Origin of the sequence: Streptomyces sp. NPDC002935 (assembly GCF_040611295.1) — a bacterium.
GTDB lineage: Bacteria > Actinomycetota > Actinomycetes > Streptomycetales > Streptomycetaceae > Streptomyces.
This window is the reverse complement of the sequence record NZ_JBEXNW010000007.1, coordinates 262353-285083: the sequence shown is the minus strand read 5'-3', so window position 1 is coordinate 285083 and position 22731 is coordinate 262353. Positions and strand designations below refer to the sequence as shown.

Sequence of the window (22731 nt, the reverse complement as noted above, 5' to 3'; positions counted from 1 at the left end):
CGTCGTAGCCCGGCTGGTGCCCCTCATGGTCACTCAGTTGAAGCCGATACGGAAGACCACGCGGGAGGCCCCGCCGTCAGGTCCGGCCGGGCGTCGGGCGCGGGGGCCGGTCGAAGCAGCAGTCGCCGCAGACTCCGCCACCGGGCACCCGGTAATAGAGACAGCAACTGCGGCGGCGGAGCGTCCTGGGGTCGAGGGTGCCGGAGAGGTCGGGGTGCTCGAAGAGCCGGCCGGCCAGTGTTCTGGCCCGCTCCCCCACGTCCGGGCGTCCGTGGGTGAGCGCCCAGCGGTCCAGCTGACGGACGGTCCCGGCCAGGGCGGAGCCCGCGTTGCCCCACAGCAGGCCCGGTGAGACGCGGTAGCGCGAGCGCAGGGCCGCGCTCAGCGGGACGAGAAGTCCGCCGCGTACGACCGCGTCGAGGTCGGTCACGGGCCGGGCGCGGACCTCGGAGAGCCACAGGTCGTCCGGCGCGCCGGCGTCCGGGTCCCAGCTCAGCAGCTCCGGGTCGAGGTCGGGCAGCCGGCCGCAGAGCGCGGCGGCGCCGAGCGCGATCGACCAGAACCGGGCCGCGAGACCCTGCTGCGCCACCGACACCGCCACCCTCGGCTCCGGCGCCCGAATACTCTGTGCGACCTTCTGGACGCGAAAAGTTACCGGATCCCCGTAAACCTCATCGGGCGTCCCGAATCGCGGGTTCGCACAGGCGCTCGCGAGGGTGGGCAGGGAGCCGCGCGGCGGTACGCCGGTGCGTAGTACGAAGAATCCGCCGAGGGCGCCGAGCGCCGCGAGTTGGGGGTCGAGGTCCACGAAGAGCAGTAGTACCAAGCCCCCTAGGGGTAACCACCAGTGGATCGGTCCGTGGTGTCGCCCACCCTGGGGAGGACAAGGGGCGATTCGTACTCCATCGGCAGTAGGACCCAATGACTGCTCAGGGACGACGACGAGAACTAAATCGCGGGGCATCGTTGTTTGCATGGAAGCCGACCGTTCGTCGCGCCGGGCAGCTGCTCCGCGCCGTACGCAGAGGAGGGACTCATGAGTGCGCTCGCTTTGTCCGTAGTGCTCTCGTTCGTCTCGGCCGTCGCGTATGCGGGCGGCGCGATCATTCAGGAGCAGGTCGCGGTCACCTCGACCTCTCCGGGCCAGACCTACGCACCGCTGCGCAGGCCGGGCTGGTGGGGCGCCGTCGCACTGACCGGCCTGGGCGGGCTGCTGCACGTGGTCGCCCTCGCGTTCGGCCCGCTGAGCCTCGTACAGCCGCTCGGCGCGCTCACGATCGTCTTCGCGCTTCCCATGGCGGCTCTCTTCGTCGGCCGCAGGGCCGGAGCGACCGCCTGGCGCGGCGCGATCATGGCCACGGTAGGTCTCGCCGGTCTGCTGGCCCTGGTCGGCGCGTCCGACACGCAGTCCCTGAGCGGCGCGCAGCGCCTGGCGCTGGGCGTGGTGGCGGGCGGCGCGGTCGCCGCCCTCATGATGGCGGGGCGCGCGGCGCACCGGCACCCGGCCGTGCGCAGTGTGCTGCTGGCGGTCGCGGCGGGCATCGCCTTCAGCATGTCCTCCGTGTTCACCAAGTCCGTCACGGTGGACTGGTCGCAGCACGTCTCGCTCGCCAACCTGTCGAGCCTCGGCGCCATCGGTGTCTTCGCGACGGCCGGCATGCTGATCTCGCAGGCCTCCTACCGGGGCGCCGGCCTGGAGGCGCCGCTCGCCACGCTGACGGTCGTGAACCCGGTCGTGGCGGCCGCGGTCGGCATCACGATGTTCGGCGAGACCTTCCGCTACGGCGCGACCGGCACCGCGCTCGCGCTGGGCTGTGGCGTCGTCGCGGCCGGCGGTCTGATCCTGCTCACGATCGAGCGGATCGGCAGCGCCGACCGAACGGCGACCGCTCCCGCGAGGCTCGCGGCCGCGCCGGAGACCGACGCCGGGCAGCCTGACGGCGCCCACCGGCCGGCCGACGAGCCGGCTCCGGTGGCCGTCCCGGCTCCCTCGGACCCCCGGTTCCCCGAGCCGGTCGGCCCGGTCGTCTCCGGCCTCGGCGCTCTCACCGTCACCGAGGCGACCGTGGAGCAACTGCTGGCCGGACTGCCCGAGCAGCCCTCCGGGGGCGACGGCGTGTTCGCACCGGCTCCCCAGCCGGGCGGGGCGAGCGTGTTCGCGGCAGCTCCCCCACCGGCCGGCGGGAGCGTGTTCCTGCCTGCTCCGCAGCCCGCCCGTGCCGGGGGCGTGCTCGTACCGACCCCGTTCAAGGATCCCGTGGCGGCGATGGAGGCCGTCGCCCCGCAGGCCGCCCCGGCGGCCAGGGACGAGCTGCCCTTCCTGACCGCCATGCTCGGTGTGCCCTACGTGCCGATGCCGTTCGTCAACCACCACCGCACCCGAGTCAAATCCTGACGCCGCCGGCCCGGAGGTACGCCACCGGGTCGATGTCCGAACCGAAGCCGGGCCCCGTCCGCACCTCGAAGTGCAGATGCGGGCCCGTGCTGTTGCCCGTGGACCCGGAGCGGCCGATGCGCTGGCCGCCCACCACGCTCTGCCCCGCCTTCACGGAGATCGCGGAAAGGTGGGCGTACTGCGTGTAGCGGCCGTCGGCGTGCCGGATCACCACCTGGTAGCCGAAGGATCCGCCCCAGCCCGAGCTGACCACATGGCCGGCGGCGACCGCCTCGACGGCGGTGCCGGTCGGCACGGGGAAGTCGACGCCCGTGTGGTAGCCCTTCGACCAGGAGGAGCCGGCGGCACGGTAGGGCGTGCCGGTCGCCGCGCTCACCGGGGCGACGAGGGAGTGCGTCGTCCCGGCCGCCTTGTGGGGGGTGGTCCTGTGCGGGGACGTCGTGCCGGCCGGGGTCTTCTTCGCCGGCGTCCTCGTGGGCGTCCTGGCGGGCGCCTTCGCCGGCGCGTCCGCGGTGCGAGCGGGGGCCTGGGCCTTGCCGCGCAGGGTCAGCCGCTGGCCCGGCAGGATCAGGTCCGGGTCGGAACCGACGGTCGTACGGTTCGCGGCGTACAGCCCCTCCCAGCCGCCCTGGACATGCCGGGAGCCGGCGATGCCGGACAGCGTGTCGCCGTGCACCACGGTGTACATCTCGGCGGTCCCGGCCTGCGACTGCGGCGTGGTCTGCGGCTTCACGTCCCGCACCGAGCGCTGCTTCGCCGTCTGCGGCGACGTCCCTGCCGGGCTGATGTCGGGGGTGGCACCGCCGCTGGTCAGCCCGCCGCGGACCGAGCACACCGGCCAGGCGCCGGGCCCCTGCCCCTTGAGCACCTTCTCGGCGATGGCTATCTGCTGGTCCTTCGTGGCCTGGTCCGCGCGTCGCGCGTAGGCCTTGCCGCCGTAGGCCTCCCAGGTGGACTGGGTGAACTGCAGTCCGCCGTAATAGCCGTTGCCGGTGTTGATGCTCCAATTGCCGCTGGACTCGCAGGCGGCGACCTTGTTCCAGGTGCCGACATCGGCCGCGTGGGCGACTCCGGTTCCGACGAGCGGGAGCGCGATCCCGGCGCCGCCCACCGTGACGGTGAGTGAGGCGCGGTTGATCCTGTTCGGCTGATACCGGCGGTGCCGACCGCGTACGGCCATGAGGGAGCCCCCCTAGACATGCGTCAGGAGCGGCAAAAGTAAGCGCTGGGAACAGGCCAGGACAAGGTGGCAATCGGTCGCTCCGAAAAGGCGGTTGACCGGCCGCCGGGCGGCCGTCGGCCCGAACGCGCTCCGCACGGTGGGTGACCGGGCCGGCGCCGAACCGGGATGCGTCGCCCGGCCGCTCGGTGGCTGCCGACATCGGATTCCCGCGTCCGGCGACGGCCGGTGGGCACGGCTGCCGGGGCGGGCTGCGGGGCAGCGGGGATGCCGTGCGGGCCGCCGGAAGGCCCCGTCGCCCGCGACCGGCGGCGTAAGGCCTGTCCGAAATCCGCCCTCGCGACGCCGGGGCGGTCTGCTGCGTGGACACCTCCGACACGTCAGGATGGCCTGGGGCAATACTGACGAGCAGCACGGCCGAGCACGACCGGCGGCACCGATACCAGGATCTTCCGCCTGTATCCGTCACCGGACTTCTTACCGGACTTCATAGGAGCCATCCGAATGAGCACTTCAGCCCAGATCGGCGTCACGGGTCTCGCGGTCATGGGGCGCAATCTCGCCCGCAACTTCGCGCGCAACGGTTACGCGGTCGCCCTGCACAACCGCACCGTGTCGAAGACGAACGCGCTGGTGGAGGAGTTCGGCCACGAGGGCACGTTCGTGGCGGCCGAGACCGCGAAGGAGTTCGTGTCGGCGCTGGAGCGGCCCCGACGTCTGGTGATCATGGTGAAGGCGGGCGAACCGACCGACGCGGTGATCCAGGAGTTCGCCCCGCTCCTGGAGCCCGGCGACATGATCATCGACGGTGGCAACGCTCATTTCGCGGACACCCGGCGCCGTGAGCGCGCGCTGCGCGAGCAGGGCATCCACTTCGTCGGCACGGGCGTCTCCGGCGGCGAGGAGGGCGCGCTGCACGGGCCGAGCATCATGCCGGGCGGTTCGACCGAGTCGTACGCCTCGCTCGGCCCGATGCTGGAGAAGATCTCCGCGAAGGCCACCGACGGGTCGCCGTGCGTCACGCACGTGGGCCCCGACGGCGCCGGGCACTTCGTGAAGATGGTCCACAACGGCATCGAGTACGCCGACATGCAGCTCATCGGCGAGGCCTACCAGCTGCTCCGTGATGTCGCCGGGTACTCCCCCGCGCAGATCGCGGACATCTTCCGCACCTGGAACACCGGCCGACTCGACTCGTATCTGATCGAGATCACCGCCGAGGTGCTGTCGCACGTGGACGCGGCGACGGGCAAGCCGTTCGTGGACGTGGTCCAGGACCGCGCCGAGCAGAAGGGCACGGGCCGCTGGACCGTGCAGATCGCGCTGGACCTGGGTGTGCCGGTGTCCGGTATCGCCGAGGCGGTCTTCGCCCGCTCCCTGTCCGGACACGCCGACCTGCGCGCCGCCTCGCGCGGACTCGCCGGTCCGACGGCGCAGCAGCTCGACGAGTCCGAGGCCGGGGCCTTCGCCGACCGGGTGGAACAGGCGCTGTACGCGTCGAAGATCGTCTCGTACACGCAGGGCTTCCACGAGATCATCGCGGGCAGCGACGAGTACGACTGGAACATCGACCTCGGTTCCGTCGCCTCGATCTGGCGCGGTGGCTGCATCATCCGGGCGGCCTTCCTCGACCGCATCCGTGCCGCCTACGACGCCCGGCCCGACCTGCCCAGCCTGCTGTCGGACGAGACGTTCGCCCAGGAGATCGCGGCGGCCCAGGACGACTGGCGCGAGGTCCTCGTCGCCGCGACCCGCCAGGGCGTGCCCACCCCCGGTTTCTCGGCGGCCCTCGCCTACTACGACGCCCTGCGCGCCGAGCGTCTGCCGGCCGCCCTCACCCAGGGGCAGCGGGACTTCTTCGGGGCTCACACGTACCGCAGGACGGACCGCGAGGGGTCGTTCCACACGCTGTGGGGCGGCGACCGGTCGGAGGTCGAGGCGTAGGCCTGTCGCCGGGATCACCCCCGCCGCGCGACGCCCGCCACCGCACCTTCGCCGAAGCCGTCATGTTCCCGGAGCCGGGACCGTGGCGGCTTCGCCGTGCTCGGGATGCCGGGGCGGTCGGGGTGCCGGGGCGGCTCGGTCCCGCTGTGCGGCGAGCACTTCCAGGTGCGCACACGTAGGACGACGAGACGACAGGCATCGGTCTGCCGGCGGGGTCGACCCATCCCCTCCCGCCCCGGCCGGGCGCGCGAGCCTCGGTCGCTCGCGCTTCCGGCCGGGTACCCGTCGAGGCGGGGCGCCGGACCGCCGTCAGAACAACGGCCCGGGCTGGGGCTGGGGGTCGGGGCCCGGCGGTTGCGGGATCGGGGAGGGGGACGGTACGGGCTCCGGGCCGGGGACGGGATCGGGGCCGCCGGGGTTCGGCGTCGGGTCCGGGAAGGGCTCCGGGCGGTCGGGACCCGGCCCGGGGGTGGGTCCCGGTTTCACGGGGTCGGGGAACGGATGCGTCATGGTGTCCTCCAGCCAGTCGATGCGTCGGCTCTGGACTTGTCCCACGCGTACCCGGCCCTGGCGCACCCACTCACCCCGTCGCGCGAGGCATGGCGACCAGGTGGGCCCACCGCGGTGCCCTGCGCAGGCGGGATCGCGTCCTTGGAAGCGGTGCGTACGTACGGGTTCGACCTGCGCTGGGGTGCACTGCCCGGACCGCGAGTGGGCCTGCCCGGGACGGGTGGACCCACCAGGATGAGCGGCACGGAAGGTTGGCGGGCTTGCGCAGGGTGCAAGCCCGGACCATCCATGAGTCTGCCCGGGGTGGGATGGGCCACCGGGGAGCGCCGCTCGAACCGTCCCTCCGCCCACCCGGGCGCCCCGCCCGGACCGCTGGTGGGCCTACGCGGAGTGTGTCGCGCGGGTCGCGTGTGCCGCCGCGGCGAGGCCGGGGCGCGGGCTCGACAGCACCGGCACCGGGGTGGTGGTCAGCCGCTGGGCCGCCGTCATGGACGCCTGGGCGAGGACGATCACATCGGCGTCGGTGACCGCGTCGGCGGCGTCGGCCACCGCGCGGGCGCAGCCGTCCACGTCGCCGGCGTCGAACAGCGCCCACGCGCCCGCGACCAGGGCGGTACGGACGTCGACGGGGCGGCCCGCGCGGCGGGCCTCCTCCTCGACGAGGGCGACCGTCGGTTCCAGGGTGCTCGCCACCGTCGCGAGGACGACGACCCGCGAGCCCGCGGCCACCGCGGCGGCGGCCATCGGGCGGTCCACGCGGAGCACGGGCACCCCGGCGTCGGCCCGCTCCGCGACCGCGCCGATGGTCGAGCAGGTGCAGAGCACGACTCGCGCGCCGTCGGCGACAGCCCTGGCGAGCAGCGCCCGCACCTCGTCGGTCACCGCCGCGGGCCCTTCGCGCCGGGCCCTCGCCAGCAGTTCCTCGTCGACCAAGTGCCGCAGTTCCAGGCCCTGGTGGTCCTCGTCGCGCAGCGCGTCGAAGACGGGGACATGCGTCGGCGAGGTGTGCAGCAGGGCGAGCGGTCCGAACCGGGGCGGGAGCGGCGCCCCTGCCATCAGAAGCGTCCCGGATGCGCCGTGAGCCACTCCATCGCGGCGGTCAGCAGCTCCGGGTCGGCCGCCGGAGCCTCCTCGGGATGCCGCGCCGCCCACTTCACGACGTACGGGCAGAGCGGCGCGACGACGACACCCTCGCGTGCGGCGATGACGTACAGCTCACGCGCGAGGGAGCCGGCGATGCCCTGGCCCTCATGCTCGGGTTCCACGATGGTGTGGACGGGGACGAGGGCCCGCGCGGGCTCCTCCAGGACGAAGTACTCGATGTGCCCGACCACTTGGTCACCGGCGAACGCCTCCAGGCGGCCGCCCGGCCGGTCGTCGCGGATCTCGATGTCACTCACGGGCACTCCTCGGGTCCTCGGGTCCAGGGGTCCTGCGATGCCGCCGCGACTCAGACGGTGACGGCCTGCGGGCTGCGCTGCTGGTCCGAGCCCGGTACCGGCTCGGACGGGTCGGCGCCGAGGGACACGATCCGGTTGTCGCCGTCCACGTGCACGACCCGCGGCCGCAGCGCCCGCGCCTCGGCGTCGCTGACCTGAGCGTAACTGATGATGATCACCAGGTCACCGGGATGCACGAGATGGGCCGCCGCTCCGTTGATCCCGACGACCCCCGACCCGCGCTCCCCCTCGATGACGTACGTCTCCAGGCGGGCGCCGTTGGTGATGTCGACGATGTGGACGAGCTCACCGGGCAGCAGATCGGCGGCGTCGAGCAGATCGGCGTCGATGGTGACGGATCCGACGTAGTGCAGGTCGGCCTGGGTGACCGTGGCACGGTGGATCTTGGACTTGAACATGGTGCGCAGCATCGAGGCAACTCCGGAATGTCGGCTCCCTGCCTGCTTGTGCAGGTCAAGGGCGGTTTCACTCTACAACGGCCCGGCTTCCCACCGCCTTCCACACCGTCGTTCTGTGTGGACACCGACAGATGGCTGAGCCCTTTTCGACGCCTCGGCCGTCAGACGTGAATGCCCCTGCGGGCAGTCATCCTCCAAGACGCGGAACCAGAGTACGGAACATGGCGTCGGGCCCGCATCGAGAGCCCTCTCACGTCGGCGGCAGACCTGCCGGCGGACTTCGGAACGCCCGGTCCCGGCCGCTCACGGCCGCCCGCGCCCCACCCCTCGTACCGCGAGCCGTGCACACCCCAGAGCCAGGGGAACCTCCACACAGAGGGCGAGGGCGAGGGCGGTGACCGTCTCGGTGCCCGGCGCCGCGGTCATGGTGTCGAACCAGGCGTCCATCAACAGCAGCGCCGAGGTGGCGGCGGCCGTGAGGACATGGCGGGGATCGCGCCGCGCGCGCAGCAGCCCCGTACCGGCCAGGCCCGCCGCGAGGGCCGCGTCCAGACCCACCCAGGCCGCCGTCCAGTGGTGCGCCTCCGCCGTGCCCGGCAGCGTCGCCGCGAGCACGAACATCCAGGGAACCAGCACCGTGCCCGCGACGACGAAAGCGGTCGACAGCGTCGGCCTCGGCATCCGGAACAGACCACGGGAGGTACGCCGGGCGGGCGGCGCGAGGGTGACCATGGGGCGGGAACTCCTTCCGTACCCGGGTTTCGGGCACGTTCTCCAGCCTGGCCGCGGGGCCTGCGGGAATCAGTAACGCAGGAATCCGTCCTGTGGTGGTGCCAGCTACACCTCCGGCCCGGGTCCTCCCTTCACAGAGCGGCCCCGACCTGGCCTTTTATCGCCGCTCCGGGCCAGGGAGGCGATAGCGTACGACGTATTCCCCCCTCACTCTGGAGTGTGCTGTGCGAGCGGTCATCGCCGAGGACTCGGTCCTGCTGAAGATCGGGCTGGTCAAGGTTCTGGAGCTGGCCGGCTTCGAGGTCACGGCCGAAACCGGCGACGCCGAGGCACTGTTGGCGGCGGTCGACGCGCACCGGCCGCAGCTCGCGCTTGTCGACGTCCGTATGCCGCCCGGATTCACCGACGAGGGCGTGCGCGCCGCCCTCACGATCCGCGAGCGGTGGCCGGACACCGCGGTGCTCCTGCTGTCCCAGTACGTGGAGGAGCGCTATGCCGCCGATCTGCTGACCAACAACGCGGGCGGCTTCGGCTATCTGCTGAAGCAACGGGTCGCCGACGTCGAGGAGTTCATCGACGCGCTGCGGCGGGTCGCGGCGGGCGGCACGGCCCTCGACCCGCAGGTCGTCGGCCAGTTGCTGACGCGGCGCGGTGGAAGGGATCCGCTGGAGCGGCTGACGCCGCGCGAGCGCGAGGTGCTGTCGCTGATGGCGGAGGGCCGTTCCAACGCCGGAATCGCCGAGCGACTGGTGGTCGGTGAGAGCGCCGTCGCCAAGCACATCAACAACATCTTCGCCAAGCTCGACCTCGGACAGGCCGAGGGCGACCACCGCCGGGTCCTGGCGGTCCTGCGTTTCCTGGACGGGGCGTGACAACACTCGGCCCGCCTCCCTCTGCGGGGGCGGGCCATACGGGCGGCGGGAGCCCGGGGCTCAGCTGAGCACGGGGCCGCCGCCGGGACGGTGGATTCGGGTGCGGCGGTGGTCCAGGTGGACGAAGGTGCGGTGCAGCCAGCGGTCGCGGCCGTCGTACCGCGGGGTGAACGCCGTACGCCCGTGGATCGCCACACGATTGTCCACGAAGGCCATCTCGCCGGGCTGCAGCACCAGTTCGGAGGCGACGTCCAGGAACGCGTCACGCAGTCGCTCCAGAGCGAGCTTGCCCGTGTCGTCGAGCGCGTGGGTCGCGTGGAAGTCCACACGGACGTTGGGGTCCTCGGGGTCTCCCTCAAGGACCGCGTGCACCGGGGTATTGTCACCGCCCCCGAACGAGGGAGGCGGCTCCGTGACGAACACCGGGCGCCGGAGCTCCTCCAGCACCTCGCCGGAGATCAGCCGCACCGCCTCCCGGATCGACGAGACCAGGGTGCCGGCCCGTCCCGAGTGGTCCCCTCGCAAGCACAACAGACCTACATAGTCAGGCCTGTTGGGATGGAAGGCGTTCTCCACGTGCAGGTCGAGCGGGATGGAGCCGGCGTTGCTCTGTTCCGCCTCCTGTCCGGGCACGGGCACCACGTTCTGCACCAGCGCGCCGTACTTCTCCTCGCGGAAGGCCGCGATCTCCCCCAGGTGCAGGCTGAGCAGAACGGCCACGGCGGCCGGCACCGTGGCCGTACGCTCCACCGAGCCCTTCTCCGCGGGTGTGGCGGGCAGCTCCGCACCGGGCAACGGCAGGTTCCCCACCGTCATCAGTCCGCCGGGGCCCGGGTCGTGGCGGAACCGGCGGATCGCCTCCCGCACCGCGGCCGGAATGCTGCTCGACAGGGTGCGTGCGTGTTCCAGCCAGGCGAGGTCGTCGACCTGCCGGGAGCCGGTGGCGGCCAGCGCCGCCGCAAGTCGTGCGAACGCCTCTCGCTCGGTCTCGCCGAGCGTGATGTCGAGGAGCCGCGTCGTGGGAGCCTGCGCCGTCGTAGCCATCGTCGTCGTCCACTTCCTCTCGTGATCCCGGAACGCCACGCTCCCCCGTGTCCCCATATTTGTTCGATACGAGGGCGGGCGAGGAAGGACGAGGTCGGCGAACGAGGGTGAAGCCAGCACCACCATGGACTCGGATGCTGGCGTTGAAGACCCGGTCCACGCGCCCGACCAGACTCGTTCGCGTACCCGGACGTCGGGTACGGAAGGAGGCTGCGCGCCGTGTACACCCTGTCGGAGCAAGAGGTGCCGGGAACCGGCAGGTTCCCCCTCCTCGGCACACCCTGGTCGATCCGTCTCGGCCACGCTTCACGGGGACGTACAGCCCTGGAGGTCTACGGCGGGGACGCGGTGCTGGACGTGGTCGTCGCGAGCGCGCTGCACCCCGCCGTCCTGCGCGGCGCCCACTCACACGTGAGCGACGGCCGTGAACTCACCCTCGCCTGGGGCGTGCTCGGCGAGGGCAGGGCGGCCGGGCCACCCGCTGTGGTGACCTTCACCAGGGGCGTGCTGCGGACGGCGAGCAGGGACGCCCAGGCGACCGTGGTGGCGGGTGCTTTCTGGCTGTGCGTCGCGGAAGGCCGCGGACGCACCGTCGCCGTGACCCGAGCCGACGGAACCGTCGAGCGCTGCCGGGTGGACCGGGGAAGGGTCGTGGCCAGAGGTTGACAGCCTGCTGTACGGGCAGGGTCCTGCCATATCGGAACCACTCGTTCCGGCCATGTTCTCGCACAGGATGTTGATTGCCGGACTGATTCGGCAGTGGTTGCGGAGAGCAGGGGGAAGAGTGGAATTCCGGATTCTCGGCCCGGTCGAGGTACGGGACGGCCAGAGGCGGATAGCCCTGGCCGGTACGAAGATGCAGACCGTCCTGGCGGCTCTGCTGCTGGCGCGCGGCCGGACCGTGTCCGACGACCGTATGAGCGCCCTGCTGTGGGGATGGGAGCCCCCCACCACCAGGAACGCGCAGATCTGCACCTACGTGTCCAGGCTGCGCAAACAACTCGGCCCCGACATCGAGCTGGTGAGACGGACTCCCGGCTACCTCATCCGCACCGGGCGGGCACGCCTGGATCTCCTGGAGTTCGAGCGGCTGGCCGACCTCGGGCGCAAGGCCCAGGCCAGGGGGCGCTACGGGGAGGCCGCCGGCCTGGCCAGGTCGGCGCTCGACCTGCATCGGGGCTCGCCTCTCGCCGATGTGACCGACTTCCTCGCGGACGCCGAACGGCCACGTCTCGAAGAGGCCTGGGCGACCGTTCTGGAACAGCGGATCGAGGCGGATCTGGAACTCGGCCGGCACAGCGCGCTCGTGCCCGAACTGACCGGTCTCGTACAGGAGTATCCCGTGCACGAGAGGCTGCGGTCGTATCTGATGATCGCGCTGTACCGCTGTGACCGGCAGGCCGACGCGCTAGCGGTCTATCGCACCGGCTGCCGGGTCCTCGCGGAGGAACTCGGCATCGACCCGGGCCCCGCGCTGACACAGGCGCACCAGGCCGTCCTCGAAGGCAGCCTCCGGTATGCCGACGATCTGCGGTACCTGCAGTTGGCGTCGGCCTGAGGTCCGGCGCACACACGCCGCGGGCCCCCTCCCCCGTCCGGGGAGGGGGCCCGCGGCGTTCAGCTCTGCCGCGGGGCGGCCAGCAGTCCCACGATGGCGTCGATGGTCGGGTAGTCCCAGGCCAGCGTCGCCGATACGGGGATGCCGAACGTGTCCTCGATGTCGCCGCAGAGCGTCAGTGCGTACAGCGAGTCCAGTCCGTACTCGACGAGCTTGACGTCCGTGGCGATGTCGGTCACCGGGCATTCGACGAAGTACGCCACCCGCTCCCGCAGCCAGTCGCTCAGCTCCTGCGGGTCGGGGGGCGTCAGGCGGTCGTGTTCGGGGGCGGTGGAGGTCATGGCTTGGCTCCTTCGGGGAAGGGGACGGACGAAAAGATGGGGTGGGGCGAGCACGGTGCGCCGGCCGGTGTCAGGCAAGCCGGCGGCCGATCAGGTCGAAGGCGGTGTTCCGCTCGCAGCGTTCGGTGAGCTCCTGGAAGACGGCACGGGTGTCCACGTCCGGTCCCGGTGCGTGTCCGAGACGGACGGTCAGCCGCCGCAGGGCGGCCGCCAGCCACGCCGTGTCGCGCAGGAAGGGATCCGGCCGGTCACGGTTGTGCTGCCAGACGCCCAGACAGGCGGCGGCCGCGGCCAGTAGCGCGTACCGCTCGGCCAGTTCGAAGCCCCAGGGCTCGGCCAGCGGCGTCGCGCTGCGCGGGGTGAGGGCCAGGCAGTCGTCGCGCAGCACCCGCAGGGAGTCGGTCAACCGGCCGCACAGCGGGCCCAGTACCGGATCGGAACGCAGCTGCTCGGCGGCGTCCGGCAGGACCGCGAGCAGTCCGTCGTCGGCGGCCGCGGTGATCGCCAGACGCTGGAAGTCCAGGTCGTCCAGCGGCGCATCGATCCGGAACAGTTCGGACGGCGCGGGCGGGGTCACGAACCAGCTCCGGCGGGCCGGCCGGGGCAGCTGGGGAATGATCGTCGCCTGGCAGACGGTCGCCCCGGAATGGGCCAGGGAGCCGACCGGCAGGTCGCGCAGATGCTTCTGGAAAATTCCCTGGGCGCCCTCCCGCAGGAAGGAGCGGGCGCCGAGGACGACGGCCAGGCTGTCCATGGCCTCCTGGGTCAGCAGCGGAACGAGGTACTTCACCGCCGGTGCGTACAGGCTCGTCATCCGGGGCAGCACATGCAGCGCCCGGCACACCGTCGTGGACAGGCAGTCGGCGATGAGCAGATCGATGAACGCCCCGGTCAGCGCCGCACGGGCATGCGGGAGTTCGCTCACCGGCCGGCCGTAGAGCCGGCGCTCGGTCGCGAACGCCGTGACCGTGCGCAGTTGGGTGTCGAGCGAGCCGAGCGTCGCACCGGACAGGACGGCCTTGGTGACCTGGAAGGCCCGAAGTACGGACTCCAGTGCTCCGCCCTCGTCACCGATCAGCGCGGACTCGGGGAGCGGACAGCCGTCGAACTCCACGCCGCCGAGGTGGATCGCCCGCAGTCCCGAGGTGCGGAACCGAGGGAGGAAACGCAGCCTCTCGCGCGGCACGGAGTCCATGTCGAGCAGGAACAGCGAGTGGCTGCGGCTTCCGGGCTGCTCGCCGGTGCGGGCGAGGACGGTCACGGCGTGGGCCCGGGTCACATTGTTGATGACCTCCTTACGGCCGGAGAGGGACCAGCCCCTCCCCTGCCGGGCGGCCTTCACTTTCGAGGCGACCAGATCGTGGCCGCTGGCCAGTTCGGTGTATGCCCCTGCCGTCTGGCCGCCCGCGAGCAGCAGGTCCGCGAGCAGGCCGCGCTGTCCGGGGGATCCCGCGGACCACACCGGGGCGCTCGCGATGAGGTTGATGGCCCCGTGGCCGAGCCCCAGGGATCCGTCCCTGCGGAAGAGCGGCCGGAGCACCCGCGCCAGCTCGTCGGCTTGGCGCAGCCGGCCGCCCAGCGCGCGTGGGACGAATTCGGCGCCGAGTCCGAACGCGTCCAGCAGGGCGCGGCCCGCCGGCAGCAGGTCGCCCCGTTCGTCCGCGGCGAGGAAGGCGTCGTAGCTCAGCGGGTTGTCCGGATCGAGCGGGTCTCCGAGCAGCTGCTCCAGGGGGTGGGGCAGGTCCGGGTCGGCGAGCGCCGGAGGCGGGCCGGGCAAGGTGGTCATCGGCGGTCCTCGAGGTGCGGGTAGGGCAGGAGGGAAGGCAGCCGGCCTTCGGCATGCTGTGCGAGGAGCGGCACCGCGAGCCGCTCGAAGACGTCGGCCGAACCGTCAACGGTCGGAGGGTCGTCGGCCGAACCGTCGCCGACGGAGCGGCTGTCCGCCGGCCTGTCTCCGGTCGGGACGACGCCGTCGCCGTCGTGCGGACCGGGGAGCCCCGGCCCCATCCGCCGCAGCAGATTCGTCAGACAGGCCTCCAGCCACAGACCGGACTCCCACAGACTTGCCGTCACCGGATCGTCGACGTCGGCGCGGTTGTGCAGCCACAGATGGATCGCGGCCGAGGCCGCGAAGCACAGGGCGTACCGCTCGGCCAGGACGAAGGCCCCGGCCGGGACCTCGATCGGGGTCGGGCGGTGCTCGGCCAGCCGCTCGTGGAGCTCGTCCGCGACGGCTCGCGTCCGCGCGGCCAGCCGGCCGAGGGAAGCGGGCACCTTCCGCTGGTCGGCCAGCTCGCTCAGCGCATCGCAGGCGGCGGGCAGCGCCTGGACAGGGCTGCATCCGGAGCGGGTGAGCAGTTCGAGACGGCCCGGGTCGAAGTCGGGCAGCGGCTCGCGCAGCGCGGTGGCGGCGTACAGACCGGCGCTGTCCACGCGGCCTCGCCTGTATCCCCGTACCAGCTGGGGGAACTGGTTGATCAACGAGTGCAGATTCACGATGGTGTTGCCGTCGAAGATGCCGACGATGCGATGGTCGCGCTGCACCTTCTGGAAGCGGCCGTGCCGGTAGGCGTCGCCGACCAGCAGCGAACGCGAGCCCATGACCCGCGTCAGCTTCGAGACCAGTCCCTCCACCAGCGTCGGCACGAAGAACTTCACAGCGGCCGAGGCGACCGCGAGCTCCCCCGTCAGCGTGTGGATGCCGCGCCCCGCCACGAGCGAGACCGCCTCCGCGAGGAGGAGATCGGCGTAGGACTCGCTGATCAGGCGCCGGGTCTGCGGCAGATCGATCAGCAGACGGCCGTAGTTGGTCCGCTCATGGGCGTACGTGAGACTCATGCCGAGTGCCTGGTCGGCGGCGCCCAGCGACAGCGAACTGCACAGCGTGCGCGTCAGTTGCAGGCTCTTGACGACGGTCTCCACGCCGTCGCCCTCCCGTCCGATCAGCGCGGAGTGCGGCACCTCGGCGCCGGTGAAGGCGATACCGCTGATGTCGGCGCCGCGGATTCCGTGGAGCTTCACGGCGGGCAGCGGGCGGAACGAGCCGGGGCGCAGGGCCTGTTTGTCCACGAGGAGCAGGCTGAGGCCACGCGGCCCGCCGCCTTGCGATGTGCGGGCGAGCACACAGACGAGGTGGCCTCGCGTGGCGTTGTTGATCAGCCATTTCTCGCCGGTGAGGCGATAGCCGCCCGGTGTCCGGTCGGCGGTCACCTCGCTCGCCAGCAGGTCGCTGCCGTGGTCGCGTTCGGTCAGACCCCACGAGACGACCGCCCCGATGCTGATCCGCTCGCCGAGGCGGGCGGCCTGCTCCCGATCGCCGCCGACCCAGAGGCAGACGGCGCCCAGAAAGGTCTTGCCGTGCGCGACGGCGACGGTCATGTCCCGCCGGGCGACGGCGCGCATGAGCTGAATCGCCTCGTCGTATCCCTCCAGGGTGCCGCCGTGGGCCGTCGGCACATAGGCGCGCGGCAGCCCCAGGACATCGAGCTCCCGGCAGATCTCCAGGGGGAACACCTCGGCGTCGTCCAGGGCGCCGCTGCGGGCGTACGAGAAGAGCCGGCCGGGATCGTCCGGGTCGCCGAGCCGCTCGTCGAGCCGGAGGGCCGCGGCGTACGACGCCGGGAGCCCGAGGGGCGCCGGGGGCACGCTCGCACCGGACGCCGCCCGCTCCCCTGCCGGTGCGGGGGCCTCCACTGCCTCGCCCGCTGCCGGTGCCTCAGTCCGTGTCGAGGTCATACGGCGGCGCCCTGCGTGCGGTAACGGCGGACGATCTCGGCGTCGAGGTCCTCGTGCAGGGGCTTGAGCTCACCGGCCATGAAGAGGTCGCGCATCAGCGACCGCTGCACCTTGCCGCTGCTCGTGCGGCGCACATGGCCGGGGCGCAGCAGGACGACGTTCGAGACCCGTACGCCGAGCAGTTCACCGAGCTCGCCGCGCACCGTGCGGGTGACGTCGGCGGGATCGGCGTCCATGCCGGAGGGCGCCCGGAACTCCTGCAGGACCACGATCTCCTCCCGGGCGGCGGGCACCGCGCACACACAGGTCTGCAGTCCCTGGAAGGCCTCGTGGAGAGTGACGACCTCGCGTTCGATGTCGTGGGGGTAGAGGTTGCGGCCCCGGACGATGAGGACGTCCTTGATGCGGCCCGTCACGTACAGCTCGCCGTCGTGCCGGGCCCCGAGGTCACCGGTGCGCACGAATCCGCGCTCGCCGGCCGCGGTTGTCGCGTCGAAGGCACGGGCTGTCTGCTCGGGGTTGCGCCAGTAGCCCGGGGTGACGCTCCCGCCGCGGACCCAGATCTCGCCGACCGAGCCGTCCGGCAGTTCGGCGGCCGATTCCGGGTCGACGATCCGTACGTCGAGGTCGACCACCCGGCCGCTGCTGACCAGTTGGCGGGCGGCCGGGCCCGCCGGGGACGGCGTGAAGTGGTTCTTCTCCAGGTCCGCGACATCGACCGAGGTGATGACCGGGCCGCTGGCCGAGGGCGTGCCCGCGACGAAGAGGGCGGTCTCGGCCATGCCGTAGCACGGCTTGAGCGCGCGGGGATCGAAGCCGGCGGCCGCGAAGCGCGTGCTGAAGCGTTCCAGGGTCCTGGCGTCGATGGGCTCCGAGCCGTTGAGGGCCCAGCGCAGGCTGGAGAGGTCGAGGCCGGCGAGCTGCTCGTCCGTGATGTGCTTGGCGAGCAGGTCGTACGCGAAGTTCGGGGCGGTTGTGAAGGTGCTCCGGTGCTCCTGGATCAGCTCGAACCACAGCCGGGGGCGACGCAGGAAGTCCATCGGAGAGATCAGGACGACGCCGGCGCCCAGATACAGTGGTGACAGGAGCATGCCGATCAGGCCCATGTCGTGGTACGGCGGCAGCCAACTGCACGCCCGGGTCTCCCGGTCGGGGCCGAGTGCCGTCTCGATCAGCCACAGATTGTGCGCGAGGGCTCCGTGGGTGAGGAGAACTCCCTTGGGGTCGCTGGTGGATCCCGAGGTGTACTGCAGGATGGCCACCTTGTCGCCGTCGTACCGCGGCTCCGGCAGCTCTCCCTCCGTGCCGAGCTCGACGGTGTCCGTGGCCACGCAGGGCAGCGCACCGAGACCCGCGTCCTGGAGGAAGTCCTGGGCGGCGGCCAGATGTGCGGAGTCGGTCAGGACCATCGTCACATCCGCGTCCCGCGCCACTCCCGCCATGCGCGCGGCACGCCGTCCGCCACCGCTCGGCGCGGGGGCCGGGACGGCCACCACTCCCGCGTACAGGCAGCCGATAAGCACCTTCACGAAGTCCGTGCCGGAGGGGTAGAGCAACAGGACGCGGTCGTCGGCGGCGCAGTGGCCGCGCAGCCACCGGGCGAGCGCCCGGGCCTCCTCGCGCAGCCGCCCGAACGTCAGCCGCTCCTCGACGCGTTCGTCCCCCTTCGGTCGAACGAAGACGACGGCGTCCTTGTCCGGCAGTTCGCGTGCGTTGCGTTCGAGGCGCGTCACGATGGTGTCGAGAGGCAGCGCGGGCATGCGGAAACTCCTTAGATGTCGGTGGTCTGGGGCGCGGCGGGTGTGGCCGGCACGACGGGTGCGGCTGCCCACAGCGGTGCTCTCGCGACCTGCGTCGCCGGTTCGGTGGTGGCGATCTCAACGGCGCGGACGTAGTGCTGGGCCAGGCGTTCCACCGTCTCCCGCTCGAACAGCGCCCCGTCGTAGCGGAAGTCGAACGTCAGGGTGTCCGCGCCCTGCACCACGTCGACCCCGAGGTCGAGCTGGCCCTCCTGCTGGGGCAGGGGGTACGGGCGGAGCGCGAGCCCCGCGTAGTCGGTCGTGGTGTCGGGACGGCCGGTCTCGAAGACCGGGCGGAGCCGGGGTTCAAGGTGGGCGGTGCTCAGCATGTTGAACGAGATCGCGTACGCCCGGGCCCTTCCGGCCGCCGGAGCGCGGCGGCCCAGGTCCCGGGCCACCAGCGAGAACGGGTAGCGGATGGCGTCGACGCCGGTCCTGACCTGCTCCGCGACCGCGACGGCGAGGTCGTGGAAGGACGTCGATGGCGCGATCTCGGCCCGGAGGACGATCGTGTTGATGAAATTGCCGACCAGGTGAAGGCTGTTGGAGCTCATCCGGGTGGTGACCGGGCAGCCGACAAGGAAGTCGCGCTGCCGTGTGGAGCGGTACAGCAGGCCCTGGAAGGCGCCCAGCAGCAGGGCGAAGGGGGTGACCCCGGCGGCCCGTGCGACCTCGCGCAGCCTGGCGGCCGTGGCGGCGGGCACGGCCACCCGGCAGGTCGCTCCGGACAGGGACGGCATGGCGGGGCGGGGCAGGTCCGTGGGCAGTTCGGCGGCTGCCGAGCCGTGGCAGATCCGCTGCCAGTACCGTCCCAGCTCGGCGCCGCGGGGCGAGGCGAGCAACGCCCGCTCCTTGGCCACTTCCTCGTCGAAGCCGCCCCGCAGGACGGGCAGCCGGGCATCGGTGCCGGTGACACAGGACGCGTACAGCCGCAGCAGGTCGCGCAGGAGCACGGCATCGGATGCCGCGTCGGTGGCAAGGTGATGGCCGCCGACGAGCAGGACCGCGTCACCGTCCGGCCGGGTCCACAGCACGATCCTGAACGCGCCGTTCTCGTCCAGGCGGTAGGGCGCGGCGAGTGCGCCGGCGACCCGGCTGCGCAGCTCCTCCTCGCCCACGGCGCCGAGTGCGTGGTGTTCGAGCCGCAGTCGGCTCGCCGCCCGGACCAGGCGCACCGGCCGACCGCCGTCCGTGGTGAAGGTCGAGCGCAGCATCTCGTGCCGTACGGCGAGCAGGTCCACGGCCCGTCCGAACGCGGCGACGTCCACGGCGTCGCGGATCCTGACCGCGACTCCGGTGAGGTACGCGGTGGCGCCGGGGACCAGCCGGTGCAGGAACCACTGTGCTTCCTGCCCGTGCGAGAGGGGCCGGACGTCAGTCACGGCGACCGCCGAGCGCCGCGACGGCGTGCCGCAGCCGCAGATCGTCGCCGAGATGGCCGGACAGATCGGCGAGCAGCTCCGCCTCGCGGTGTTCCAGATAGAAGTGGCCGCCCGGGAAAGAGCGTTGCTCGAAGCGGGACCCGGTCAGCTCGGACCAGCCACGCATGGTGTCGGGGCCGCAGCCGGGGTCCTGGTCCCCCGCGTAGGCGACCAGGGGGCAGCCGACGCGCTCGGGGCGGCGCGCGCCGTACGCGGCAACCAGCTCGATGTCCGCCCGCAGGGTGGGGAGCACCATCCGGAGCAGGTCCGGGTGGTCGAGCGCGCTCGTGGAGGCGCTGCCGAGACGGCGGAGCTCGTCGAGGAGCGAGGCGTCGTCGGCGGGCGGGTCGACGGGCTCGCGCAGGTGCGGGGCGCGGAAGGCGGAGGCGAAGAGCCGCAGGGGACGTACTCCCGCGCGCCGCTCCAGCCGCAGGGCGACCTCGTAGGCGACACCGGCTCCCATGCTGTGCCCGAAGAAGGCCAACGGCGTGTCCGTGTACGGCAGCAGCGCCTCGGCCAGCTGGTCGGCCATGACCTCCATGGTGCGCACCAGCGGATCCGCGAGGCGCTGGTGACGTCCGGGGTAGCAGACGGCGAGCACGCCCGTGCCGACCGGCAGCCGGGAGGCCCAGCCTCGGAAGGAATTCGGTGTGCCCCCCGCATGGGGAAAGCACACCAGACGGAGGTCCGGATTCAGGGTCTGGCCACTGTGGTGAAACCAGGCACCGCCGGTGTCGGTCATGTTCTTCCTTTACAGCCGTGACAGCCCGCGAAGGCAGGGGAGAATCCGCGGAGTCACGTTAGGAAGCGTGGCTATATTTGCCCCATACCGGCGGCTGCCCCCTCGGCCGTGGAGGTGGGCGTGTACACGCCGACACCCCGCCACCGGCGGGCCGGTGGCGGGGTGTCGGTGGACGGCCTCGTCGTACGAGGCGTGTGTGGGGGCGCTCAGTCCCATCCGTTGTTGTCGCGGTGGTCGACGACCATCTGAGGCGGCGTCACAGGTGTGGCGTCGGAATCGGCGAACGCCGACGCCGCCACGAGGGCGGACGCCGCGAGGGCCGCGGCCGCGCACAGGCTCGCGAGGACATTGCGGTGAACTGAGCGGAAAGGCGAATCGTGCACGGGCATGTGGGGTTCCCATTCTTGTCGGCGAGTGCGGGTGACACCGACGATCAACGGCGGTCCGGCACTCTCATGAAGTGCCGTCCCATTTGCTCTTGAAGTAGATTGTCGCCCGCGCGGGAGCGTTTTTCCGCCCATATCGGTGTCATGATCCGGTCATGGCAGCTCGCTGTCGCCGGTTACGCGCCGGACGGGACGACGACCGTCACGGTCGCGAGTTCCGAGGCACCGTGCGCCGTGCGCAGTCGCACACCGAGCTCCCACTCGCCGGCCATCACGAACAGTTGTCCGCGCGCCCGGAACCGCCCGTCGCCCAGCGCCTCGGCGGCCAGCGGCGGCATCGCGTGGCCCATCCGCTCCATCACTGCCTCCACCGACACCCCGCCCAGGTCTCCCGGATCGCGGCCCCGTCCGGTGACTTCGATGTCGGCCGTGGTGGTGGCGGTGGTGAGGAGGTCAAGACGCACGCGTACGTCGTAGTGGTCCGAGCTGCCCGTCAGCACGGTCCCCGGCTCCTCCTCTCCGGACCCGGCGATCAACAGGGCGCAGAGCGCCACGACCGCGGTCACGACGCCTCCTGTCACGGTCCACAGCCTGCGCTTCGTCATGTCAATTCCCTTCGGCTGCGACGTCGATCGTCACGCGGGTGGTGCGGAGGGTGAAGTTCCTGCAGTACTGCAGCCAGACCACATAGCGACCGGGTGCGGGAAAGCTGTAGGTGAAGCGGAGCACCGGCCCGAACCGCCCGACCGTCTCGTCGCGCGGGACGGCACCGGCCACGCTCGACTGCGCCATGGAGTCCAGCTCGTGGATGTGGGCGAAGAAGTCACTGCGCGGATCGCGGACGAACATGTGCCCGGCCATTCCCAGCCAGGGCTGAAGGTCGCGCACCGGCCCCGCGTCGGTGTCCACGCGCAGGTCGAAGGCCGTGGGCTCGCCCGCAACCGGCCGGGACGGGTTGACGGTGGCCCGGGCCCGCTCCCCGTCGGCCCCGGCATGCGGACTCGCCGTGCCCGACGCCGTGTCCCGTGACGTGTCCCGTGACGTGTCCCGTGGCGCACGGAGCGCGGAGCCACCCACCCGGAACGCGCCCGACACCTGCTGGCCGCCGCTGTCGGCCCGCTCGAACTCCGTGTGGACGAGATAGCGGCCCGGCCGGTCCACCACCAGCCGGATCTCCAGAGTGCCGGGGCCGGTGAGCACGGGGTGGACGTGCCGGAAGAATCGCAGGTCCGCGCTGGTCACCACCATGTGGGCCAGGGCTCCGTGGTGGACCGTCAGATCGTCGACCGGTCGGCCGGTGGAGCCGTCGAGGACCCGCGTCCGCACCACGAACACGCGCCCCGTCACGGGCGTGGCCGGCTCGGTCGTGATCACCGCGGCGGCGAACGGCCGGCCGTTCGCCGAGAAGCCCTGTGCCGGATCGTCGGCCACGGTCGGCGCCGCCCCTTGGGGAAGCGCCGCCGGGACAAAGGGGGAGAGCGAGGCCGCGGTGGCCGCCACCACCAGGGAGACCGCTGTCGTGGCGGACAGCACGGCACTGAGAACGCGCCGGCGCCGGACGGCCGCGAGGAGTGTGCCGACGATGAGCACTCCGGCGACGGCCAGGGCTGGATAGAGGGTCAGCTCCCAGGCGGCGGCACGCGGCGTCATCACCCGGAAGGGCAGCACAGCGCGCTCCTCACCGCCCTGAACGGTCAGTTCCCAGCGCCCGGTTCGGTCGACCCGCAGGACCGTGGAGTACGTCCCCGGGCGCCCCTGCTCCAGCCGTGCGGTCGCCTCATCGGGTGCGGGCGCCGCGGAGGTGGTCCCCTCCACAGGCCGGGCGCTGATCCTCAAGACAACGGCTCGTACGGGCTGGTGCGCGATCACGTCCACCCGCAGCGGACCGGGGACTTCGGGGGCGCGGCGCACCACGAACGTGAGCTCGTTCCCCTCGAAGGTCTGCGCGAACTCGACGTCGGCGGTGTCGCTGATGCCATGGGCGGCGGCGGGATCCGCCCGCATGAGACCCAGGGTTCCGAGGAGTCCCAGGAGACCCAGGAGGACGACGATCGGCGCCGCAAACGGCCTGGTCGGGCTTCTCGTGAGGTTCCACACCCGCGACACCCTGCGGGGTACGCCTATACGGCTTCGATAACGGCGGCCCGTATAGCCCTTGTATAGGGGGCCCTCGCAGGCTGACCGGCGCCGTCGGCTCGATGACTCCGCAGCCAG

21 protein-coding genes are annotated in these 22731 nt (G+C 72.0%); 5 read left to right on the top strand and 16 right to left on the bottom strand.

Annotated elements, in window-relative coordinates:
* Nucleotides 1–76 precede the first annotated feature (76 nt).
* A complete protein-coding gene (locus ABZX90_RS12390; protein ID WP_355204064.1) occupies nucleotides 77–826 on the bottom strand; it encodes a (2Fe-2S)-binding protein in 750 nt (249 codons plus the stop codon).
* 210 nt (nucleotides 827–1036) lie between these two features.
* Between ABZX90_RS12390 and ABZX90_RS12385 the strand changes: the two genes are divergently transcribed.
* Nucleotides 1037–2395 (top strand): DMT family transporter, encoded by a 1359-nt coding sequence (locus tag ABZX90_RS12385; RefSeq protein WP_355204061.1) that lies wholly within the window; start codon nucleotides 1037–1039, stop codon nucleotides 2393–2395.
* On the opposite strand, the gene ABZX90_RS12380 is transcribed toward ABZX90_RS12385, so the two are convergent.
* On the bottom strand, nucleotides 2385–3575 hold the full coding sequence (locus ABZX90_RS12380; RefSeq protein ID WP_355204058.1) for a transglycosylase family protein: 1191 nt from the start codon (nucleotides 3573–3575) through the stop codon (nucleotides 2385–2387). The two genes, ABZX90_RS12385 and ABZX90_RS12380, sit on opposite strands and share 11 nt — an antisense overlap.
* A 504-nt stretch (nucleotides 3576–4079) precedes the next feature.
* On the opposite strand from ABZX90_RS12380, the gene gndA reads away from it, so the two are divergent.
* A complete protein-coding gene (gene gndA / locus ABZX90_RS12375) occupies nucleotides 4080–5519 on the top strand; it encodes an NADP-dependent phosphogluconate dehydrogenase (protein WP_355204055.1) in 1440 nt (479 codons plus the stop codon).
* Nucleotides 5520–6410: 891 nt separating this feature from the next.
* On the opposite strand, the gene ABZX90_RS12370 is transcribed toward gndA, so the two are convergent.
* From ABZX90_RS12370 to ABZX90_RS12355, 4 genes are all read right to left on the bottom strand, one after another.
* Nucleotides 6411–7085, bottom strand: coding sequence for an aspartate/glutamate racemase family protein (locus ABZX90_RS12370; protein WP_355204052.1), 675 nt, complete (start codon nucleotides 7083–7085; stop codon nucleotides 6411–6413).
* Nucleotides 7085–7429 carry a GNAT family N-acetyltransferase gene (locus tag ABZX90_RS12365; protein ID WP_351119987.1) on the bottom strand — a complete coding sequence of 115 codons (345 nt, stop codon included), beginning with the start codon at nucleotides 7427–7429 and terminating at the stop codon, nucleotides 7085–7087. The genes ABZX90_RS12370 and ABZX90_RS12365 overlap by 1 nt, the downstream gene beginning before the upstream one ends.
* A 50-nt stretch (nucleotides 7430–7479) precedes the next feature.
* Nucleotides 7480–7899 carry an aspartate 1-decarboxylase gene (panD, locus tag ABZX90_RS12360; RefSeq protein WP_351119985.1) on the bottom strand — a complete coding sequence of 140 codons (420 nt, stop codon included), beginning with the start codon at nucleotides 7897–7899 and terminating at the stop codon, nucleotides 7480–7482.
* Nucleotides 7900–8190: 291 nt separating this feature from the next.
* Nucleotides 8191–8619, bottom strand: coding sequence for a hypothetical protein (locus ABZX90_RS12355; protein ID WP_351119983.1), 429 nt, complete (start codon nucleotides 8617–8619; stop codon nucleotides 8191–8193).
* A gap of 224 nt (nucleotides 8620–8843) precedes the next feature.
* Here ABZX90_RS12355 and ABZX90_RS12350 point away from each other — a divergent pair, with 224 nt between their 5' ends.
* The gene (locus ABZX90_RS12350) at nucleotides 8844–9491 is read left to right on the top strand and encodes a response regulator transcription factor (RefSeq protein WP_351119981.1); all 648 of its coding nucleotides are present in this window, start codon (nucleotides 8844–8846) and stop codon (nucleotides 9489–9491) included.
* 60 nt (nucleotides 9492–9551) lie between these two features.
* Here ABZX90_RS12350 and ABZX90_RS12345 read toward each other — a convergent pair whose 3' ends face one another.
* Nucleotides 9552–10535 carry a TauD/TfdA family dioxygenase gene (locus tag ABZX90_RS12345; RefSeq protein WP_351119979.1) on the bottom strand — a complete coding sequence of 328 codons (984 nt, stop codon included), beginning with the start codon at nucleotides 10533–10535 and terminating at the stop codon, nucleotides 9552–9554.
* A 219-nt stretch (nucleotides 10536–10754) separates the two neighbouring features.
* Here ABZX90_RS12345 and ABZX90_RS12340 point away from each other — a divergent pair, with 219 nt between their 5' ends.
* The gene (locus tag ABZX90_RS12340; RefSeq protein ID WP_351119977.1) at nucleotides 10755–11201 is read left to right on the top strand and encodes a hypothetical protein; all 447 of its coding nucleotides are present in this window, start codon (nucleotides 10755–10757) and stop codon (nucleotides 11199–11201) included.
* Nucleotides 11202–11319: 118 nt separating this feature from the next.
* Nucleotides 11320–12093 carry an AfsR/SARP family transcriptional regulator gene (locus tag ABZX90_RS12335; RefSeq protein ID WP_355204047.1) on the top strand — a complete coding sequence of 258 codons (774 nt, stop codon included), beginning with the start codon at nucleotides 11320–11322 and terminating at the stop codon, nucleotides 12091–12093.
* Nucleotides 12094–12152: 59 nt separating this feature from the next.
* Here ABZX90_RS12335 and ABZX90_RS12330 read toward each other — a convergent pair whose 3' ends face one another.
* From ABZX90_RS12330 to ABZX90_RS12290, 9 genes are all read right to left on the bottom strand, one after another.
* Entirely contained in the window at nucleotides 12153–12434 is a 282-nt protein-coding gene (locus ABZX90_RS12330; RefSeq protein ID WP_355204044.1) for an acyl carrier protein, read from the bottom strand.
* A gap of 70 nt (nucleotides 12435–12504) precedes the next feature.
* Nucleotides 12505–14220: an acyl-CoA dehydrogenase gene (locus ABZX90_RS12325; protein ID WP_355204041.1), complete on the bottom strand. Its 1716-nt coding sequence runs from the start codon at nucleotides 14218–14220 to the stop codon at nucleotides 12505–12507.
* Nucleotides 14217–16079: an acyl-CoA dehydrogenase family protein gene (locus tag ABZX90_RS12320; protein WP_355204039.1), complete on the bottom strand. Its 1863-nt coding sequence runs from the start codon at nucleotides 16077–16079 to the stop codon at nucleotides 14217–14219. Before ABZX90_RS12320 ends, ABZX90_RS12325 begins: the two co-directional genes overlap by 4 nt.
* Before the next feature lie 86 nt (nucleotides 16080–16165).
* Nucleotides 16166–17929 carry a fatty acyl-AMP ligase gene (locus ABZX90_RS12315; RefSeq protein WP_355204036.1) on the bottom strand — a complete coding sequence of 588 codons (1764 nt, stop codon included), beginning with the start codon at nucleotides 17927–17929 and terminating at the stop codon, nucleotides 16166–16168.
* 11 nt (nucleotides 17930–17940) lie between these two features.
* On the bottom strand, nucleotides 17941–19350 hold the full coding sequence (locus ABZX90_RS12310) for a condensation domain-containing protein (protein ID WP_355204033.1): 1410 nt from the start codon (nucleotides 19348–19350) through the stop codon (nucleotides 17941–17943).
* Nucleotides 19343–20131 (bottom strand): thioesterase domain-containing protein, encoded by a 789-nt coding sequence (locus ABZX90_RS12305; protein ID WP_355204030.1) that lies wholly within the window; start codon nucleotides 20129–20131, stop codon nucleotides 19343–19345. Before ABZX90_RS12305 ends, ABZX90_RS12310 begins: the two co-directional genes overlap by 8 nt.
* A gap of 206 nt (nucleotides 20132–20337) precedes the next feature.
* Nucleotides 20338–20520, bottom strand: a complete 183-nt coding sequence (locus ABZX90_RS12300; protein ID WP_351119961.1) for a hypothetical protein — start codon at nucleotides 20518–20520, stop codon at nucleotides 20338–20340.
* Nucleotides 20521–20693: 173 nt separating this feature from the next.
* A complete protein-coding gene (locus ABZX90_RS12295) occupies nucleotides 20694–21122 on the bottom strand; it encodes a hypothetical protein (protein ID WP_355204027.1) in 429 nt (142 codons plus the stop codon).
* A gap of 1 nt (nucleotide 21123) precedes the next feature.
* Nucleotides 21124–22521, bottom strand: coding sequence for a hypothetical protein (locus ABZX90_RS12290; RefSeq protein WP_355204024.1), 1398 nt, complete (start codon nucleotides 22519–22521; stop codon nucleotides 21124–21126).
* Nucleotides 22522–22731 lie beyond the last annotated feature (210 nt).

Excerpts from the sequence above, each read along its gene's own strand:
- ABZX90_RS12300 (WP_351119961.1), bottom strand. The coding sequence starts at position 20,520 with ATGCCCGTGCACGATTCGCCTTTCCGCTCAGTTCACCGCAATGTCCTC.
- gndA (WP_355204055.1), top strand. The coding sequence starts at position 4,080 with ATGAGCACTTCAGCCCAGATCGGCGTCACGGGTCTCGCGGTCATGGGG.
- ABZX90_RS12355 (WP_351119983.1), bottom strand. The coding sequence starts at position 8,619 with ATGGTCACCCTCGCGCCGCCCGCCCGGCGTACCTCCCGTGGTCTGTTC.
- ABZX90_RS12315 (WP_355204036.1), bottom strand. The coding sequence starts at position 17,929 with ATGCCCGCGCTGCCTCTCGACACCATCGTGACGCGCCTCGAACGCAAC.
- ABZX90_RS12380 (WP_355204058.1), bottom strand. The coding sequence starts at position 3,575 with ATGGCCGTACGCGGTCGGCACCGCCGGTATCAGCCGAACAGGATCAAC.
- ABZX90_RS12385 (WP_355204061.1), top strand. The coding sequence starts at position 1,037 with ATGAGTGCGCTCGCTTTGTCCGTAGTGCTCTCGTTCGTCTCGGCCGTC.
- ABZX90_RS12295 (WP_355204027.1), bottom strand. The coding sequence starts at position 21,122 with ATGACGAAGCGCAGGCTGTGGACCGTGACAGGAGGCGTCGTGACCGCG.
- ABZX90_RS12370 (WP_355204052.1), bottom strand. The coding sequence starts at position 7,085 with ATGGCAGGGGCGCCGCTCCCGCCCCGGTTCGGACCGCTCGCCCTGCTG.
- ABZX90_RS12345 (WP_351119979.1), bottom strand. The coding sequence starts at position 10,535 with ATGGCTACGACGGCGCAGGCTCCCACGACGCGGCTCCTCGACATCACG.
- panD (WP_351119985.1), bottom strand. The coding sequence starts at position 7,899 with ATGCTGCGCACCATGTTCAAGTCCAAGATCCACCGTGCCACGGTCACC.
- ABZX90_RS12305 (WP_355204030.1), bottom strand. The coding sequence starts at position 20,131 with ATGACCGACACCGGCGGTGCCTGGTTTCACCACAGTGGCCAGACCCTG.
- ABZX90_RS12330 (WP_355204044.1), bottom strand. The coding sequence starts at position 12,434 with ATGACCTCCACCGCCCCCGAACACGACCGCCTGACGCCCCCCGACCCG.
- ABZX90_RS12325 (WP_355204041.1), bottom strand. The coding sequence starts at position 14,220 with ATGACCACCTTGCCCGGCCCGCCTCCGGCGCTCGCCGACCCGGACCTG.
- ABZX90_RS12290 (WP_355204024.1), bottom strand. The coding sequence starts at position 22,521 with ATGCGGGCGGATCCCGCCGCCGCCCATGGCATCAGCGACACCGCCGAC.